Source organism: Phaeobacter sp. JH20_37, assembly GCF_048056015.1.
In the GTDB taxonomy this organism is placed as follows: Bacteria; Pseudomonadota; Alphaproteobacteria; order Rhodobacterales; family Rhodobacteraceae; genus Phaeobacter; species Phaeobacter bryozoorum.
In genome coordinates, this window is record NZ_JAYMWW010000020.1 from 121,997 (window position 1) to 139,175 (window position 17,179).

17 protein-coding genes are annotated in these 17,179 nt (G+C 61.1%); 7 read left to right on the forward strand and 10 right to left on the reverse strand.

Annotation, left to right across the window (positions count from 1 at the left end):
• Positions 1 to 55: 55 nt before the first annotated feature.
• Positions 56 to 1,054 (reverse strand): polyprenyl synthetase family protein, encoded by a 999-nt coding sequence (locus VWZ87_RS17220; protein ID WP_416536431.1) that lies wholly within the window; start codon positions 1,052 to 1,054, stop codon positions 56 to 58.
• Positions 1,055 to 1,111: 57 nt separating this feature from the next.
• Between VWZ87_RS17220 and VWZ87_RS17225 the strand changes: the two genes are divergently transcribed.
• From VWZ87_RS17225 to VWZ87_RS17235, 3 genes are all read left to right on the forward strand, one after another.
• Positions 1,112 to 1,324 carry a DUF2007 domain-containing protein gene (locus tag VWZ87_RS17225; RefSeq protein WP_340544262.1) on the forward strand — a complete coding sequence of 71 codons (213 nt, stop codon included), beginning with the start codon at positions 1,112 to 1,114 and terminating at the stop codon, positions 1,322 to 1,324.
• Positions 1,324 to 2,091 (forward strand): tRNA1(Val) (adenine(37)-N6)-methyltransferase, encoded by a 768-nt coding sequence (locus tag VWZ87_RS17230; protein ID WP_416536432.1) that lies wholly within the window; start codon positions 1,324 to 1,326, stop codon positions 2,089 to 2,091. Before VWZ87_RS17225 ends, VWZ87_RS17230 begins: the two co-directional genes overlap by 1 nt.
• A gap of 157 nt (positions 2,092 to 2,248) precedes the next feature.
• The gene (locus VWZ87_RS17235) at positions 2,249 to 2,428 is read left to right on the forward strand and encodes a YdcH family protein (protein WP_340544264.1); all 180 of its coding nucleotides are present in this window, start codon (positions 2,249 to 2,251) and stop codon (positions 2,426 to 2,428) included.
• 171 nt (positions 2,429 to 2,599) lie between these two features.
• Here VWZ87_RS17235 and VWZ87_RS17240 read toward each other — a convergent pair whose 3' ends face one another.
• From VWZ87_RS17240 to VWZ87_RS17275, 8 genes are all read right to left on the reverse strand, one after another.
• Complete coding sequence (locus VWZ87_RS17240; RefSeq protein ID WP_416536433.1) at positions 2,600 to 3,463, reverse strand: DMT family transporter; 864 nt, start codon at positions 3,461 to 3,463, stop codon at positions 2,600 to 2,602.
• On the reverse strand, positions 3,460 to 4,401 hold the full coding sequence (locus VWZ87_RS17245; RefSeq protein WP_340544266.1) for a transcriptional regulator GcvA: 942 nt from the start codon (positions 4,399 to 4,401) through the stop codon (positions 3,460 to 3,462). Before VWZ87_RS17245 ends, VWZ87_RS17240 begins: the two co-directional genes overlap by 4 nt.
• 334 nt (positions 4,402 to 4,735) lie before the next feature.
• Positions 4,736 to 5,458, reverse strand: coding sequence for an acetoacetyl-CoA reductase (phbB, locus tag VWZ87_RS17250; RefSeq protein ID WP_416536434.1), 723 nt, complete (start codon positions 5,456 to 5,458; stop codon positions 4,736 to 4,738).
• A 205-nt stretch (positions 5,459 to 5,663) separates the two neighbouring features.
• Positions 5,664 to 6,839: an acetyl-CoA C-acetyltransferase gene (locus VWZ87_RS17255; RefSeq protein ID WP_340544269.1), complete on the reverse strand. Its 1,176-nt coding sequence runs from the start codon at positions 6,837 to 6,839 to the stop codon at positions 5,664 to 5,666.
• Between the two features lie 301 nt (positions 6,840 to 7,140).
• Positions 7,141 to 7,962 carry an EAL domain-containing protein gene (locus VWZ87_RS17260; protein ID WP_416536547.1) on the reverse strand — a complete coding sequence of 274 codons (822 nt, stop codon included), beginning with the start codon at positions 7,960 to 7,962 and terminating at the stop codon, positions 7,141 to 7,143.
• A 135-nt stretch (positions 7,963 to 8,097) separates the two neighbouring features.
• Complete coding sequence (locus VWZ87_RS17265; RefSeq protein WP_416536435.1) at positions 8,098 to 9,033, reverse strand: sterol desaturase family protein; 936 nt, start codon at positions 9,031 to 9,033, stop codon at positions 8,098 to 8,100.
• Positions 9,026 to 9,469, reverse strand: coding sequence for a hypothetical protein (locus VWZ87_RS17270; protein WP_416536436.1), 444 nt, complete (start codon positions 9,467 to 9,469; stop codon positions 9,026 to 9,028). The genes VWZ87_RS17265 and VWZ87_RS17270 overlap by 8 nt, the downstream gene beginning before the upstream one ends.
• Positions 9,470 to 9,635: 166 nt before the next feature.
• Complete coding sequence (locus VWZ87_RS17275; RefSeq protein WP_416536437.1) at positions 9,636 to 10,199, reverse strand: TlpA disulfide reductase family protein; 564 nt, start codon at positions 10,197 to 10,199, stop codon at positions 9,636 to 9,638.
• 22 nt (positions 10,200 to 10,221) lie between these two features.
• Here VWZ87_RS17275 and argH point away from each other — a divergent pair, with 22 nt between their 5' ends.
• The 4 genes from argH (at position 10,222) to VWZ87_RS17295 (ending at position 16,072) form a co-directional block, all read left to right on the forward strand.
• A complete protein-coding gene (gene argH / locus VWZ87_RS17280; RefSeq protein WP_416536438.1) occupies positions 10,222 to 11,616 on the forward strand; it encodes an argininosuccinate lyase in 1,395 nt (464 codons plus the stop codon).
• Between the two features lie 71 nt (positions 11,617 to 11,687).
• Positions 11,688 to 11,873: a hypothetical protein gene (locus VWZ87_RS17285; protein ID WP_340544277.1), complete on the forward strand. Its 186-nt coding sequence runs from the start codon at positions 11,688 to 11,690 to the stop codon at positions 11,871 to 11,873.
• Between the two features lie 52 nt (positions 11,874 to 11,925).
• The gene (gene lysA / locus VWZ87_RS17290) at positions 11,926 to 13,191 is read left to right on the forward strand and encodes a diaminopimelate decarboxylase (protein WP_340544278.1); all 1,266 of its coding nucleotides are present in this window, start codon (positions 11,926 to 11,928) and stop codon (positions 13,189 to 13,191) included.
• 52 nt (positions 13,192 to 13,243) lie between these two features.
• Positions 13,244 to 16,072: a DUF4175 domain-containing protein gene (locus VWZ87_RS17295; RefSeq protein WP_416536439.1), complete on the forward strand. Its 2,829-nt coding sequence runs from the start codon at positions 13,244 to 13,246 to the stop codon at positions 16,070 to 16,072.
• A 68-nt stretch (positions 16,073 to 16,140) separates the two neighbouring features.
• Here VWZ87_RS17295 and VWZ87_RS17300 read toward each other — a convergent pair whose 3' ends face one another.
• Positions 16,141 to 17,001, reverse strand: coding sequence for a zinc-ribbon domain-containing protein (locus VWZ87_RS17300; RefSeq protein WP_416536440.1), 861 nt, complete (start codon positions 16,999 to 17,001; stop codon positions 16,141 to 16,143).
• Between the last annotated feature and the right edge of the window lie 178 nt (positions 17,002 to 17,179).

The following is a 17,179-nucleotide window of genomic DNA, read 5'->3' on the forward strand; positions in this document are numbered from 1 at the left end:
AAAGCCTGCGCAGCGGTGCGGGCCTCTCAGGCGTTAATCCGGTTATTCTTTAGGCCTAGGCAAGGCGGGCGACAACATAGTCGGCCAGATCATGCAGCATCTGGCGGATCGGATCCTCTGGCAGGGAGGTCAAGGCGTCCTGTGCCTTGGCAACCCATTGCATCGCATCGCGGCGGGTCGCGGCCAACGTGTCGTATTTGTCCATCAGGGACAGCGCATGGTCGAGGTCGCCCTCATCCTGACGTCCCTTTTCAATGGTGCGAACCCAGAAGGCGCGCTCTTCTGCGGTGGCCTGTGCAACGGCCTTGATCACCGGCAGGGTCAGCTTGCGTTCGCGGAAATCATCGCCGACGTTTTTTCCCGTCGCGGAGCTATCACCCTGATAATCCAATAGATCGTCGGCAATCTGGAAGGCGATACCAAGCGCATCGCCATAGGCAAACAACGCGTCTACCTGCGCTTCGGGTGCGCCGGCGACGACGCCACCTGCCTGAGTCGCGGCGGAGAACAGCGCTGCTGTCTTGCCGCGCACAACCTGCAGGTACACGGCCTCATCGGTGGCAAGATCGCTGGCCGCAGTCATTTGCAGAACTTCACCCTCGGCAATGGTCGCCGAGGCGTTGGCCAGGATATCGAGCACCCGCAGAGAGCCGGTTTCCACCATCAACTGGAAACTGCGCGCAAAGAGATAGTCGCCGACTAGAACGGAGCTTTTGTTGTCCCACAAGAGATTGGCTGTCGGACGACCGCGGCGCTGTCCGCTTTCGTCAACCACGTCATCATGCAGCAGGGTGGCGGTGTGAATGAATTCAACGGTTGCTGCCAGTTTCACGTGGTTTTCACCGCTGTAGCCACACAGGCGCGCTGCCGCGAGGGTCAGCATCGGGCGCAAACGCTTGCCGCCGGCCTCGACAAGATGGGCCGTTACCTCGGGAATGCGCGGCGCATGTTTCGAGGCCATGCGTGTCTGGATCAGCGTATTGACCGCTGCCATTTCGTCGCTGAGTGTCGCGGCCAGCATGTCATGCGGCTTTTGCGTCAGGATTTGATTCATCGTTTTCCCGCTTGCAAGGCTCGACAAGGCGCAGCCCTTGCCCTTAGATCCATCCCTATGAAGGAACTTTTGCGCAGCACCGACCCAACTGTCATGGCCTTTGCCACCGCCCTTCTTGAGGGTGAGGATATAGACTGCTTTCAAATGGACGTAAATATGAGCATCCTTGAAGGTGGTATCGGGATATTCCCGCGCAGATTGATGGTGCGCAGCGATGATCATGCCGCTGCCGAGCGCGTGATGCGTGACAATGATATTCCGCTGCGCTGATGTCGGGATTTGAGGACAGCGCTCTTAGCCAGGACGCGTTTCTGGGTGGGCGGGTACAGTTGTTGCAACCAAAGCAGGGGTATCGCGCCGGGGTCGACCCTGTCCTGCTGGCCGCAGCCGTTCCTGCACAGCCTGGTGATCGGGTGCTGGAGCTGGGCTGCGGAGGCGGTCCGGCTCTGTTATGTCTGGCTGCGCGGGTCCCGGATCTGGACCTGACCGGGGTCGAGCTTCAGGCCGATTATGCCGATCTGGCGCGACGCAATGCCGCGCTGAACACAGTCGATATCACGGTCGTCGAGGCTGATCTGGCAGCACTGCCGGTGGATCTGCGCCAGATCCAGTTTGACCATGTCATCGCCAACCCACCCTATTACCGCGCCGGTGCGCATAGTCCGGCGCAGGACGTGGGGCGGCAGATTGCACTCGGCGGGGCGACGGAGTTGACCGTCTGGTTCGATACCGCCGCGCGACGCCTCACCCATAAGGGATATCTGCACATGATCCAGCGGGCCGATCGCCTGCCGGAAATGCTTGGGGCCTGTCTTGGACGTCTGGGCTCACTTGAGGTGTTGCCATTGGCCGCCCGTGTCGGTCGTGGCGCCGAATTGGTTCTGCTGCGGGCGCGCAAGGGTGGCCGTGCAGGGTTCAGGCTGCATGCGCCGCTGATCCTGCACAACGGTGAAGCACATTTGCGTGACGCCGAAAACTACCAGGCGGAGATCCGGGCTGTTCTTCGTGATGGCCACGGGTTGCCCTGGCCAAGCTGATATTTGCGGGAGACTCGCGGAGAATCGGCTCTCATTCGGCGAGGACATGCCGAAATGACGGTTTCATGACAAAATATATGCTTCTGCAGCGTGACAGAGCAATAATCTTGTGTTCCACTCACTTTGTACGCAACACGCTCAAAGAAGGAGGAATGACATGAGCCTCAGCTCGCATCTGACCGAACTAAAGAAGAAGCACGAGCATCTGAGCATGGAAGTCGAACACGCCCAACGCTCACCCGCGACCGACGGGCTGCGTATCGCGTCGATGAAGAAACAGAAACTGAAACTCAAAGAAGAAATTAAACGTCTCTCGACGGAGGAACTTGCCGTCTGAGAGAGTGGTCTGATCTGAGGTGACCGCAGTCCCGTCGCTGCGGTGCCTGAGGCAGAACCGATTGGTTGTTAGGGGTCATCAGCACGGCTGGTGACCCCTTCTTGTTTCTGGGTCTGGCGCGGGATTTTCTGTTGCGGCCCTTGGGGAGGGATGCGCTGGTAGATGGATGCTTCAGGGCGTCGCATTGGCCCGCGCGGCCAGCAGCGCCCCGCCTGTTATCAGGCAGGCTGCAATCGCCAGCGTCCATGACGCAGGCGCAATTCCTGCAACAACAAGGATCAGTGTTGAAAGCAAAGGTGCTGCATAAGAGCTGGTGCCGAGCAGTTGGATGTCACCCTGTTTCACTCCGATGTCCCAGACATAGAACGCAAGGCCGACCGGCCCCAGACCCAGCGCGACTGTCGCTCCCCAACCGCTGATGCCGATGGGCCAATGGCTTTCTTCCAGCGCGAAATGAAGGCCCCAGGATGCTGCCGCAGTGATCAGGCAGAATACGGCAACCGTGCTGGTGGGGGCTGTCCCCAGGCGTCGCGCAAGCACGGAATATCCCGACCACGTCAGTGCGCAGAGTAGCGCAAGCCCATAGCCGGGCAGTGCCGCGGCATCAAACTCGGCTCCGCCACCGGTGATGATCGTTGCGGCACCGGCGAAGCCGAGGAGGGCCCCCAGCAAATGCCCCGCGCGCAGTGTTTCCCCGGGCAGCAGGCCGGACAACAGCACAATCAGCAATGGCCAGAGATAGGCAATGAGCCCTGCTTCGGCTGCGGGGGCCATCCTCAGCGCGGAGAAGTAAAGCGCATGATAGCCAAAGAGACCGAGGCTGCCGAAGAGATAGACCCGCCATGACACTTGTCGCAGTGCCGTGAGGCCACCACTGCGCCAACACCATATGAGGCCCAATGAGCCGCCGATTGTGAAACACAAGGCGTTCAACAGGAGCGGTGGGGTCGGCGCAGTACCAACGGTGAGAACAGCCAGTAGCGACCAAAGCAATACCGCGACAAAGCCGGTCGCCGTTGCGCGGTTCCTGGTCATGTGAGACTGTCTACCGACACGATGGTCAGCCCATCTGACACAGCGGCGGTCTTTTCGATTTCGGCCAGGATCCAGTCGCGGAATGCCACGATCTGCGGGCGCGTTTCAGCGCCTTTCTGACAGAGGAAGCTAAATCGGGCCTTGCCGGTTAGCGCCGTTTTGAAGGGGGCAACCAGACGCCCTTCGGCAAGATCCTTTACCACCAGCGCGCGCCGCCCTAAAACCACACCGGCCCCTGCCAAAGCGGCATCCACCGCGTGGTCGGCGTTGCTGAAGCGGGCGCCATGGGTGGGGTTGAACTCCTCACCCATCAACTTGAACCAGGCGGTCCAGTCGAGCTGCGGTGACATAAAGTTCAGTGAATCGTCGTGGATTAGCGGCGCGTCTTTCAGCGCGGCGACGGTGGGGTAACGCTGCGCGATATCAGGTGTCATGACCGGCATCACCCACTCCACAGGCAGCGGCATTGAATAGACGTCTGGGTATGGGCCGTAGCCAAAACGGATCGCCACATCGACGTCGTCGCGCATCAGATCAACACGGCGCAGGCTGGCCGAGAACCGAAGGTCGATTTCAGGGTGGGCGCGCGCAAACTCGTAAAAGCGCGGCGCCAGCCATTTCGCGGTAAAGGCAGGGCCGGCCGTGACCGTCAGGACCCCATCGTCCTGTAGCCGGATTGCCGCGCGCCAGGCTGCCGTCAGTGCCTGAAACCCATCAGACGTCCCGGGCGCCAGGGCAGCCCCTGCTTCCGTCAGCTCGACGGCGCGGTTCAGGCGGCGGAATACCGGTGTTCCCAAATGCTCTTCCAGGGATTTGATCTGAAATGACAGCGCTGCCGGGGTCACGTTCAACTCCTGTGCCGCACGGGCAAAGGACATATGGCGGGCGGCGGCTTCAAAGGCGCGCAGGGCGGTCAGTGGTGGCAGGCGATCAGACATGTGAGATAAGTAATACTTAAGTGAAGTGCTGAAAAGTCTCGTTTGTCTGTTGTCACGAAAAGGCGCATATCTGGGTCAAGTTAGCAACACTGATCTGAATGGAGGCCGAAACGATGGAATATTCTGCCAGTGCTACCGTAAAACTCGCCCTGCAACGCGCACATGAGGAGCGCGGCCAGGTCGTACGTGCGCTGTGGGCGCGTATATTTGGACCGCGTCGCGCCACGCGGCTGCGTGCCGGGGTTTCCCGCTGGGCATAGCGCGCATGTCCTTACGGGATTGGAAAAGGGCCGGCCCAGTGGACCGGCCCTTGCCATGTGTGCTTGGTGCGGTCTTACACGAAGAACTGCGCGCCATTGGCCGAAATGGTGGAGCCGTTGATAAAGCCCGAGTCCTCTGATGCGAGGAAGGTCACGCAGCGAGCAATCTCTTCCGGCTCACCCAGGCGGCCAGCTGGGATCTGGCCAATGATCGACTCGCGGACCTTCTCAGGAACGGCCATCACCATCTCGGTCGCAATATAGCCTGGGCAGATCGCGTTGGCGGTGATGCCCGCCCGCGCCCCCTCCTGGGCCAGAGATTTCACGATGCCGAGGTCGCCTGCTTTGGTCGCGGCATAGTTTACCTGAGCGAACTGGCCTTTCTGGCCATTGATCGAGGAGATCACGATCACACGGCCGAACTTGCGTTCGCGCATGCCGGGCCAGATCGGGTGCACGGTGTTGAAGACACCAGTGAGGTTGGTGTCGATCACCTGCTGCCATTGCTCCGGTGTCATCTTGTGGAACGGAGCATCGCGGGTGATGCCTGCATTGGCGACGACGATATCGATCGGGCCGATATCCGCTTCAACCTTGGCGATGCCAGCGGCGCTGTCTTCGTAGCTGGCAACGTCCCACTTGTACGTCTTGATGCCGGTTTCATCGGTAAACTTCGCCGCTGCCTCATCATTACCGGCATAGGTCGCCGCCACAGTATGGCCTTCCGCTTTCAGCGCCTGTGAGATTGCAGCGCCGATGCCGCGAGAGCCGCCGGTGACGAGTGCGTTACGTGCCATGGAAAAGTCCTCCGTTATTTGACTTGGTAATCTTGCTACTATTTTGTTTTTGATTGCGCAATTATATTACTCCGTGAATCCGGGCGCTGGAGCCGATACGGAGTGCGACGCTGCGTCGCCCTCTTCGACAAAGCTATCGTAAAATGCGCTCCATATAGAAAAGGGCGCCAATCGGGCGCCCTTGATATGGTCAGAATAATGCGCCTCAGGGACGCTCCACGCACATGGCAACGCCCATACCGCCGCCGATGCAAAGCGTGGCGAGGCCTTTCTTGGCACCCCGCCGCTTCATTTCAAACAGCAGCGTATTGAGGACGCGGCAGCCGGAGGCACCAATCGGGTGACCAATTGCGATTGCGCCACCGTTGACGTTGACGATTGCCGGATCCCAGCCCATGTCCTTGTTCACGGCGCAGGCCTGCGCTGCGAAGGCTTCGTTGGCCTCAACCAGATCAAGGTCATCCACGGACCAGCCGGCTTTCTCCAGTGCCTTGCGCGAGGCGTAGATCGGACCAACGCCCATGATGGAGGGGTCCAGACCTGCGGTGGCATAGGAGGCGATCCGGGCCAGCGGTTCGATACCCCGTTTTTCGGCGTCATCGGCGCTCATCAACAGGGTGGCCGCGGCGCCGTCGTTCAGGCCTGAGGCATTGGCGGCTGTGACCGAACCGTCCTTGGTGAAGGCGGGGCGCAGCTTCTGCATGGCCTCGATGGTGGCACCGTGGCGGATGTATTCGTCCTGATCCACAATGATGTCGCCCTTGCGGGTCTTGACGGTGAAGGCTGCGATTTCATCGGCGAATTTGCCTGCCTTCTGTGCCGCTTCGGCCTTGTTCTGGCTGGCAACGGCAAATTCATCCTGCATGTCACGGGAGATCTGCCATTTCTCGGCAACATTCTCCGCAGTCTGGCCCATGTGGTAGCCGTTGAAGGCATCCCAAAGGCCATCGCGGATCATGGTATCAATATAGCTCATATCGCCCATTTTGTGCCCGGCGCGCAGATTGGCGGCATGGGGCGAGAGGGTCATGTTTTCCTGACCGCCCGCACAGACGATGGCCGCGTCACCGAGTTGGATGTGCTGGGCGCCAAGTGCCACGGCACGCAGACCGGACCCGCAGACCTGATTGATCCCCCAGGCTGCCGATTCCTGTGGCAGGCCGGCATTGATATGGGCCTGGCGAGCAGGATTCTGACCCTGCGCCGCTGTCAGCACCTGACCCAGAATGGTTTCGGAAACTTCGGATTTGTCGATCCCGGCACGTTCAACTACAGCCTCCAGCACTGCGGCGCCAAGATCATGGGCGGGGGTATTGGCGAATGCGCCACCAAAGCTGCCGACGGCGGTGCGCGCGGCGGATGCAATTACTACATTGGTCATCAGTTAGGGTCCTCTGCCATTCATAGTCCCGGGAGGCCAACCGCGCAGTCCGCATTTCGCAGCCGCAGCAACCGGGATCCCCCTGCCTTTTTTTAAAGGCCGTGTGTTTCGCTGCAATTGCAGCACGTGCAAGGTGTCCCACAGGGAGAGCCTGTGTCAATCAATACTATGGCACATATTCTGAGGCAGGTCCGGTCGTTTGCCAAGCGATCATTCCCGACAGGAACTCGCCCTTACATTGCGCGGCAGGTATCTGGCGCAAAGATGGGCGAATTCACCCATAATGCAACGTGCTGTGAGGTCAGGATGCGCGACTGTTCCTGCGCAGCTCTTCCAGCCATGGCGGGCTGACCGAGGGGGCGCCGAACAAATAGCCCTGCAGGCAGTCCACACCGATGGAGATCAGGAACTCGGCGTCAGCGGAGCTTTCGACGGATTCCGCGACCACCAGCATATCGAATTGCTTGGCGATCCCTACCAGTGCGCGGACAACAGCCTGATTGTCGTGGTTGGCATGAATGTTACGGATGTACTGCCCGTCAATTTTCACCGCATCAAAGAAGAACTGCCGGAAATAGCTGACGGCCGTTGCCCCGGCGCCGAAGTTATCAAGCGCAAAGGCGATACCGTGTTTCTGCATCCGGTCCATGAAGTCGATGACCAACTCGGGCGCAGCCATGGCAGAGGCCTCGGTGATTTCCAGCACCAGCCTTTCGCCTGCGGCGGCATCTTTCTTCAGATGTTTTTCAAGGACACGCATCCAGCGCTGATAGCCGATCGAGCGCGCGGACATATTGACGGAGAGGCGGATATTGGGGCTGCGGGCAAGTGCTTTCAGGCCATGTTCGAGGGCAAGACAGTCCAGTTCACGCCCGGTTTCCTTATCCTCGACCAGCGGCATGAATTCGCGCGCAGGTATCACGCGACCCGTTGAATCGAGAACCCGGATATACCCCTCGTAAAAGGCAACCCCCTGTGGCGGCATAGCCTGTATGATGGGCTGATAGGCAAGCATCGTCTGGTTGTGGCGAATCGCGTCGCTGACCATGTCGAGAGTCGACCGATCACGCGATACAACCGCAGAGGTCAGCGGGTTATCGCCGCCTTCTGGCATGTCGGCCATGACCTTTTGCTTCTTCTTCACGGGTATATCCCTTGGCGCTGGGGTGGTCTGATCAATATGGATCAGACCGGACCTTGGCGCAAAAGCGTTGAGCTAGGATTAAGGCGACAATTTTACCCAAATTGAGAGCTGCACTCAGGTCTTGTCAAAGCCAGCGCTGCCGATGTCCTCAGGATGACGTTGCAAATGCTTTGCGCGGATTGTGTCGGAGCTGTCGCGGCTGCCGTCATGGCTGTAGCCCGGCGGGGCAACCGCATATAGCAACCGCTGCCGGAACGTCAGCCCGGGTTGGGTCACATCCTTGAAGATGCTGACCCATTCGTGGAAGGCGACACGCAGTGGGTTGAAGGTGCCGATGTTGTGAACCAGGCCGTAATCCGGGCGGTCGTGATCCTGTTCGGGTACGAATGTGCCGAACATCTTGTCCCAGATGATAAAGACACCAGCATAGTTGCAATCAAGATAGCGCGGATTGCGGCCGTGGTGGGCGCGGTGATGGCTGGGTGTGTTCATCACGGCCTCAAACCAGCGCGGCATCCGGCCGATGGCCTCGGTGTGGATCCAGAACTGGTAGACCAGATTGATGCCTCCGACAAACAGCACCATGGCAGGATGGAAGCCCAAGAGAACCAGCGGCGCGCGCACCACCATCATAAAGGTGAATGTGCCCGTCCAGGTCTGCCGCAGAGCGGTGGTGAGGTTGTAGTGCTGGCTTGAGTGATGATTGACATGGCTGGCCCAGACCCAGCGCACCCGGTGGCCAAAGCGATGCACCCAGTAGTAGCGCAGGTCGTCCAGGACGAAGCACAGAACGATCACCCAGACCGATGTGCCCAGGTCCAACGGCGTGATCTGCCACAAAAGCATGAAGAAGGCCCAGGCGATGAAGCCAAGCGCAATGCCTGACGCCACGCTACCGGCGCCCATAACAAGAGATGTGACGGCGTCGCGGGTTTCATATCGCCCGCCACGTCCCTTGATGGCGATCCAGAGGAACTCAGCCAGAATCGCGGCGATGAAGAAAGGGACCGCCCATTGGGTGACATCAGGGTACGAAATCGTATCAGGCATGTGTCTGTCCTTCTGTCTGCGCTGTCACGGTCGGTGTGATTGGTGCGCTGTGGTCGCCCATGATGCGCCGTCGCCAATCTTTTCGCTCGGCATCCGACAGGTGCAGCACCACGGAGGGGGTAGCAAAATCGGCGAACCGCAGCTTCAGGCCCTTGGGGTGATCCAATAGTCGCACCCCGGCAAGTGGCCGGGCGATGGTATCGGCGCCAAAACACCAGACCAGACCAAGCCCGAGATCGGTTTCAATCAGGGCGGCCTGACCAAGAGTGCTTGGCCATGTGTTCAGGATTTGAGTATCGGGATCATGACGAGACCAGGCCTTGGCGGCGGTGTCTCGCGTCATCAGAACCGGAGCGGACCGCCCGGTGACATGAAGCAGTATAGCTATGACAACAATGCCGATCAGCACCATCGTCACCAAGAATTCCAGCGGCATCACGTCCTCCCTGCCGCTCAGATTGGCGGCAGGGTGACGGCTCTGTCAAAGGTGGCGTTGGGTCAAGCTCCGAAAGATGCCAGCTATCTGGCCACCGCCCGCGCACGCCCGGGAAAGCTGCTGCACTGCGGTACGGCCGCGGGTCTTCTTAATGAGCGTCAATCAGTCATTCTGCGTCGATCAGAGTTTGCAGGATTGCCTTGGCACTGTCGGAGTTCCACTCTGCATCGCCACGCAGGCGGCCGATTTCATTGCCGTCGCGATCGAGGATCATTGTCATCGGTAGGCCAAACACGGCCATTTCCTTGGCCAGCGCACCCTTTGGATCCTGATGGCGGGGCAGATTGGTGATGCCCGTTTCATCAAAGAACTTCTGAATCCCGGCGGGCGAGTTGCGGCCGGTGGCTAGGGTCAGGACCTCAAAATCCTCACCGCCAAATTCACTTTGAAGTTCGGACAGCATCGGCATTTCTTTCCGGCAGGGAGCGCACCAGGTGGCCCAGAAGTTCAGCAGGACAACCTTGCCTTCATAATCGGCAAGCGAGGCGCTGCCGTTGCCGTCTTCCAGTTCAAAGCTGTTGCTGGAGGTCGGTTTTGCTTCCGGGTGGAGGATCAGACGGCGCATGTCACCTTCGCGGAGCTCGGAAAGGGCTGCGGGGTCCGCGGCAAAGGCGGCATTTGCACCGAGGGCAAGGGCCATATAAAGGGTTAGCTGACGAAACAGACGCATATTATCTCCGGGGTTCCACACCATGACAGATCAATCCTCGAACCAGATGTGGGGCGGCCGCTTTGCCGCTGGCCCGGACGCGATCATGGAGGCGATCAATGCCTCGATCGGGTTCGACAAGCGGATGGCGGCGCAGGACATTGCCGGCTCCAGGGCCCATGCGGCGATGTTGGCCGCGACAGGTGTCATTACGGATAATGATGCCGAGGCCATTCGGGAAGGGCTGCTCACCGTATTGTCAGAGATCGAGGGCGGAACCTTCCAGTATTCCACCGCACTGGAAGACATCCATATGAACGTGGAGGCCCGCCTGAAAGAGATCATCGGTGAGCCTGCGGGCCGTCTGCACACGGGCCGCTCGCGCAATGACCAGGTGGCAACCGACTTTAAACTCTGGGTGCGCGACCAGCTGGACGCCGCCGAAAGCGGCCTCTTGGCGCTGATCCGCGCGCTTCTGTCGCAGGCGGAGGCTGGTGCCGATTGGGTGATGCCGGGCTTTACCCATCTGCAGACCGCGCAACCGGTCACCTGGGGCCACCACATGATGGCCTATGTCGAGATGTTCGGCCGCGACCTCAGCCGCGTGCGCGACGCCCGCGCGCGGATGAACGAATCGCCGCTGGGCGCGGCAGCGCTGGCCGGGACCTCCTTCCCGATTGACCGGGAAATGACCGCCAAGGCGCTGGGCTTCGACCGCCCGGCGGCAAACTCGCTGGATGCGGTCTCTGACCGTGACTTCGCGCTGGAGTTCCTGTCCTGCGCCTCGATCAGCGCCATGCACCTCTCCCGCTTTGCCGAGGAGCTGGTGATCTGGTCCTCCGCCCAATTCCGTTTCGTGACGCTCAGCGATCGTTTCTCCACCGGCTCGTCGATCATGCCGCAGAAGAAGAACCCGGACGCGGCTGAGCTGATCCGCGCCAAGGTGGGCCGGATTTTTGGCGCCAACACCGCGCTGATGATGGTGATGAAGGGGCTGCCGCTCACCTATTCCAAGGACATGCAGGAAGACAAGGAACAGGTCTTTGACGCTGCCGACAACTGGATGCTGGCGCTGGCGGCGATGGAAGGCATGGTCAAGGACATGACCGGCAATCGCGAGTCACTGGCCGCTGCGGCAGGCTCCGGCTTCTCCACCGCCACTGATCTGGCCGACTGGCTGGTTAGGGTGCTGAAGGTGCCGTTCCGCGATGCGCACCACGTGACCGGCACCCTGGTGGCGATGGCCGAAAAGCGCGGCTGCGACCTGCCGGACCTCTCCCTGGAGGATATGCAGCGCGTGCATGCAGGCATCACCGAGGACATCTTCACTGTGCTTGGCGTCGAAAACTCGGTAAACTCGCGCATGTCTTATGGCGGCACCGCACCCGCCCAGGTGCGCGCGCAGGTGGCCCGCTGGCAGAGCCTCCTGGCGGACTGATAGCAAGGCGGTTGCGGTTAAGCGGTGATGTGCCGGTTCAATCGCAACCGCCCAGATCGAAAGGGATCAATATGCAGAAAACCGTTCTGATCCTGGGTATTCTGGTGGCCTGCGTGGGTCTTGCGGCCTGCGGGGTCGACGGAGAGCCGGTACGACCCTCGCTCAATGCCGGAGTTGGCGTGTCCAGCAGCGGCGTCCACGCGGGCGGCAGCCTTGGCCTGCACAAAGGGCCACTCAGCGTCTATCTGGGCGTCTGACCCTGAGCGGAATCATTTGATCCGCGCCCCGGTTCTGGTCTAAGCGCGATCTATGGATCATTTTCTCTATCGTGACGGCGCTCTCTACGCCGAAGATGTGCCGGTGGCCGAGATCGCGGCTGCTGTGGGCACTCCGTTTTACCTGTATTCAACGGCGACACTGCTGCGCCATTTCCACCTCTTTGATGATGCGCTGAAGGAGATGGATCATCTGGTCTGCTACGCAATGAAGGCAGCCAGCAATCAGGCGATCCTGAAAACGCTGGCACAGGCCGGCGCCGGCATGGATGTGGTCAGCAAGGGCGAATATCTGCGCGCCAAGGCGGCCGGGGTGCCCGGTGACAAGATTGTGTTTTCGGGCGTCGGCAAGACCGAGGACGAGATCCGAACCGCCCTGAGCGGTGGTATCCGTCAGTTCAATGTCGAATCCGAGCCGGAAATGGACGTGATCAACGCGGTTGCGCAGGAACTGGGCGTTGTGGCGCCGATCACCGTACGCGTGAACCCGGATGTCGATGCAAAGACACACGCCAAGATCGCGACGGGCAAATCTGAGAATAAATTCGGCATTCCGATTGCGCGGGCGCGGGAAGTCTATGCCCGTGCCGCCAGCCTGCCAGGGCTGAAGGTGATCGGCATTGACGTACATATCGGCTCGCAGCTGACCGAACTGGCCCCGTTCGAGCTGGCCTATCAGAAAGTGGCGGAACTGACCGAGCAGCTGCGCGCTGATGGTCATGAGATTCACCGTCTCGACCTTGGCGGTGGTCTTGGTATTCCCTACACCCGCTCGAACGATACGCCACCGTTGCCGGTTGAATACGGCGCTATGGTACAGCGCACCTTGGGGCATCTTGGGTGTGAGATCGAAATCGAGCCGGGGCGTCTGATTGCCGGCAATGCCGGCATCATGGTGAGCAAGGTGATCTATGTGAAATCCGGCGAGGACCGGGATTTCCTGATCATCGACGGCGCCATGAATGATCTGATCCGCCCCGCCATGTATGAGGCGCATCACGAGATTGTTCCGGTGATCGAAGCCGACGCCGGAGTGGAGCAGCGTCCATATGATATCGTTGGACCGGTCTGCGAAACTGGCGATACCTTTGCGCGCCATCGCGATATGCCGCCCCTGGAAGCGGGGGATCTGGTGGCTTTCCGCAGTGCCGGCGCCTATGGGGCAGTGATGTCGAGCGAATATAACTCGCGCCCGTTGATCCCTGAAGTGCTGGTCAATGGGGATCAATTCGCGGTTATCCGCCGACGTCCGGACTTTGACGAAATGATAAACCGCGATACCATCCCCGAGTGGCTCTGACGGGTACCGCGACATCTGACGCGGCGCAGGGCTGATCGGAGGCGCCGCCCGCATGGTCAACGACCCCAAGTTTCGCCGCAAGGCTGACGCGACATCTGCCGCCGCGCCGGGTCCACCGGCGCGCCCGCAGGCGGAGGGCGGGTACTCGCGGAAAGACGGCGGTTCCGATCTGCCGTCCGATCCGATCCCAACAGGTCGCGGCTCAGGCCCGAGGCTCTCAGATCCGCGCCTTGTGCGGCTTCGCTGGCCGTTGCGGCTGACCTGGGTGGGGCTGTTGTCGGAACGTCTGGTGCGCGCCTTCTGGCCGTTGGTTTCGCTACTGATGCTGGCGCTTGCCGCTGTGATGTTGGGCCTGCACGAGCAGTTGCCGATCGAACTGGTCTGGGTGGGGGCCGTGCTGCTGGTGTTGGCTGCGGCAGTCGCGATTGGCTTTGGGGGCTGGCGGTTCAGAATGCCCAGTCTGTCCGACGCCCTGGCTCGTCTGGATATGACGCTGCCCGGACATCCTATTGCGGCGCTGCTGGACGCGCAGGCCATCGGGTCGGATGATCCAGCCTCGCAAGCCCTGTGGCAGGCGCATCAGCGGCGGATGCAGGCGCGCGCCGCCACCGCAGTTGCCCCTAAACCCAATCTGTCAGTCGCGCGCGCTGACCCCTTTGCGCTGCGCTATCTGGCACTTCTGGCGCTATCGGTTGCCATGCTCTTCGGTTCCATCTGGCGGGTTGGTAGCCTTGGCGAGATGACCCCCGGCGCGGTGAATGCGGCAGCAGGGCCGACATGGGAGGGCTGGATCGAACCGCCGCGCTACACCGGTCTGCCGGTGCTTTATCTCAATGATCAGTCCGAGCCGGTTCTGACCCTGCCCGAAAACAGCCGCCTGACCCTGCGGTTTTACGGTGAGGTCGGAGATCTTACACTGGATGAAACCCTCTCGGGACGCACCGGAGACGTGCCCTCTGCCGCTGCGGCTGAGCAGAGTTTCGTGATCACCCGCGACGGGACATTGGCCATCAATGGCACCGGTGGCCGCAGCTGGGATGTGACGCTGATTGAGGACCTGCCTCCGACGATTGCTATTATGGGAGAGCCGACGCTGGAGTCCGATGATACGACCTCGCTTGCCTATACCGCCAGTGACGATTACGGCGTGGCGGCTGGTCAGGTCGTAATCTCGCTGGATATGGCCGAGATTGATCGGAGCCATGGGCTGGCAGCCGAACCAGATACGCGGGAGCCGATTGTTCTGGACCTGCCACTGCCGCTGACCGGTGATCGCCACAGCTTCGATGAGCAGGTGATCGAGGCCTTCGCCAAACACCCCTGGGCCAACATGCCTGTCAGCTACCGTATGGTCGCACAGGACGCCAAGGGGCAGGAGACCGAGGCAGAGGTGCTCAGGGCGCCGCTGGTGACCCGGCGTTTCTTTGATCCGATGGCCGCAGCGGTGGCAGAGCAGCGGCGCGATCTGCTCTGGGCGCGTGCCAATGCGCCACGGGTGGCCCAGGTCCTGCGCGCCCTGTCGACCTATCCGGCCGAAGTGTTCCACGACCATGGGGATTATCTGCGTCTGCGCACTATCCTGCGTCGTCTGGAACAGCACAGCAACGCAGGAACGCTTGGGCCAGAGCAGCAGGACGCGTTGGCTGAAGCGCTCTGGGATTTGGCAATCCAGCTGGAGGAAGGCGATGTCGGCGACGCTCTTGCCCGCATGCAGCGCGCTCAGGAGCAGCTGAGCCAAGCGATGCGCGATGGTGCCAGCGATGAAGAGATTGCCCGTCTGATGCAACAGCTGCGCGATGCCACGCAGGACTATCTGCGTCAGTTGCAGCGACAGGCGCAGGAGCAGGGCAATGACGGGCAGCCGCAAGGCGCTCCGGATGAGAACGCCATGCAGCTCACTCAGCAGGATCTTCAGGCGATGATGGATCGTATTCAGGAGCTGATGGAACAGGGCCGGATGGCCGAGGCCGAGCAGGCGCTGCGCGAGTTCCAGCAGATGATGGAAAACATGCGTGTCACCCAAGGGCAGGAAGGTCAGGATGGCAGCCCCGGAGAGCAGAGCATGGAGGGGTTGGCCGAAACCCTGCGTGAGCAGCAGGGCTTGTCGGATCAGGCATTTCGGGATTTGCAGGAGCAGTTCAATCCCGGTGCACGCCGCGGCGAAAGTCAGGGAAATGAAGGGCGCAATGGCGGCCTGGGCCGTGGGGAGTCCCACGAGGGCGGTCAGGGCAATCAGGGTGGCCAAGGCGACAGGCCCGGCTCCGGCGACCCCAGCGGTGACCGGCAGCCCGGTCAGGGTGGTCAGGGACAGCGCGCGCCTGATAATGATGGGACCGGGCAGGGTGGCGGCGCCAACACTCCGCAGGGCGGCACACAGGGTCCTGCCGGGTCGCTGGCTGATCGCCAGCAAGCTCTTCGCGATCAGTTGCGAGCGCAGCGGGATGGCCTCCCGCTCGGCAATGGCGAAGGCGGTCAGGCGACGCGTGATGCGCTTGATGATGCCGGACGGGCCATGGATGGGGCGGAGGAGGCTTTGCGGCAGGGTGACCTCGCCGAGGCCATCGACCGCCAGTCCGACGCGATGGAAGCTCTGCGAGAGGGAATGCGCGCGCTGGGAGAGGCAATGGCCGAACAGCAGCAACCGGGTCAGGGACAGGGGCAGGGGCGCACCAGCAGCTCAAGCCAAGGCAACCAAATGGATCCGCTTGGTCGACGCAATGGGGAACAGGGTGATGGTGGTGTTTCCGACGGGCAGTTCAGCGAAGGGCAGGCCTATCGCCGCGCCTGGGATCTTCTTGAAGAGATCCGCCGCCGCGCCGGCGAGCGCAGCCGTAGCGAGACTGAGCGAAGCTATCTCGAGCGTCTTCTGGATCGCTTCTGACGACGGCGGTGGACCTGCGGGGCGACCGTTCGTGTCCGATCGGTCGCCGGTACCGTCTGGTTGCGGTTCTACTGCTGCACGGTGAATGCACGCACCTGCGTATCTAGCCACAGCCGCGCCGCGTCCACCTTGGCGACATAGGTGCTGAGGTAGGGATCCGCCTGTGGCAGCTTCTGGGCGATCAGGGGCGCGTTATCATAGGCCATGGCAAGACCCAGCGCGATCAACAGTGCAAAGGCAAAGCCCCGCGCAAAGTTCCGCTTTTTCCTTGGGGCCGGTGCATCGACTGGTGGTGCGATCGGGGCCGCAGGCCCTTCACCGGATCGCAGGGTCGAGTTGATTTCGTCGATATTGGGCAGCAATCCGCGACGGGATTCGGTTTCCGAGGTGGAGAGCTGCTGGGGATCTTCGCCACGCATCCGGGCCATCTGCTCGCGGGCTTCGCGGGCACGGCGGGCGGATTCTTCTTCCGGCAGAGAATCCAGTCCCAAATCCGTCTGTGTTTGTAAGCTGTTGCTTTCAGCGGCGCGCAGCCGGGCTTCACGCTCAGCCTCCTCGCGCAGAATATCGCTGATCGTCGGGTCAAGACCTCGCGACGTGGCTGTGATCTCTGGCGGCTGATTCTGGATTTCATCCTGCTGATCAGGCTCTGCGGTCTCCTCCTCCGGCGCGTCTTCCACGATATCATCGTCTTGTGTCGCCGTAAGGGAAGCAGGATCAGGGGCGCCGATTTCGTCCTCAACCGGGGCTATTTCGTCGCCGGGTTCCGCAGCGGGGGAAATGCTCGGGTCATCCTCCGCCTCAATCGCACGGCCAGCCTGAAACCACGTTTGCCCGCAGTTGGAACATTGCACGTCGCGCCCCTCATCGGGGATCACATCATCCGGCACCTCATATTGGGCGGCACAGTTCGGACATGTCAGTCGCATGGGTCACTCCTTGGGACCTGAGGTGGCTCCCGGGGGGGCCGGGCGGCTGTCGGCGGGTGATTGTTGAATAATCATAGGCAGTTCCGTCTTTCCACGAAAGAGCCAATCGCTCTCATCTGAACGGACTGTTTCAGCCGGGGTGGCGTGGCAACAGCGCGGACCATTGAAACTGGGCGCA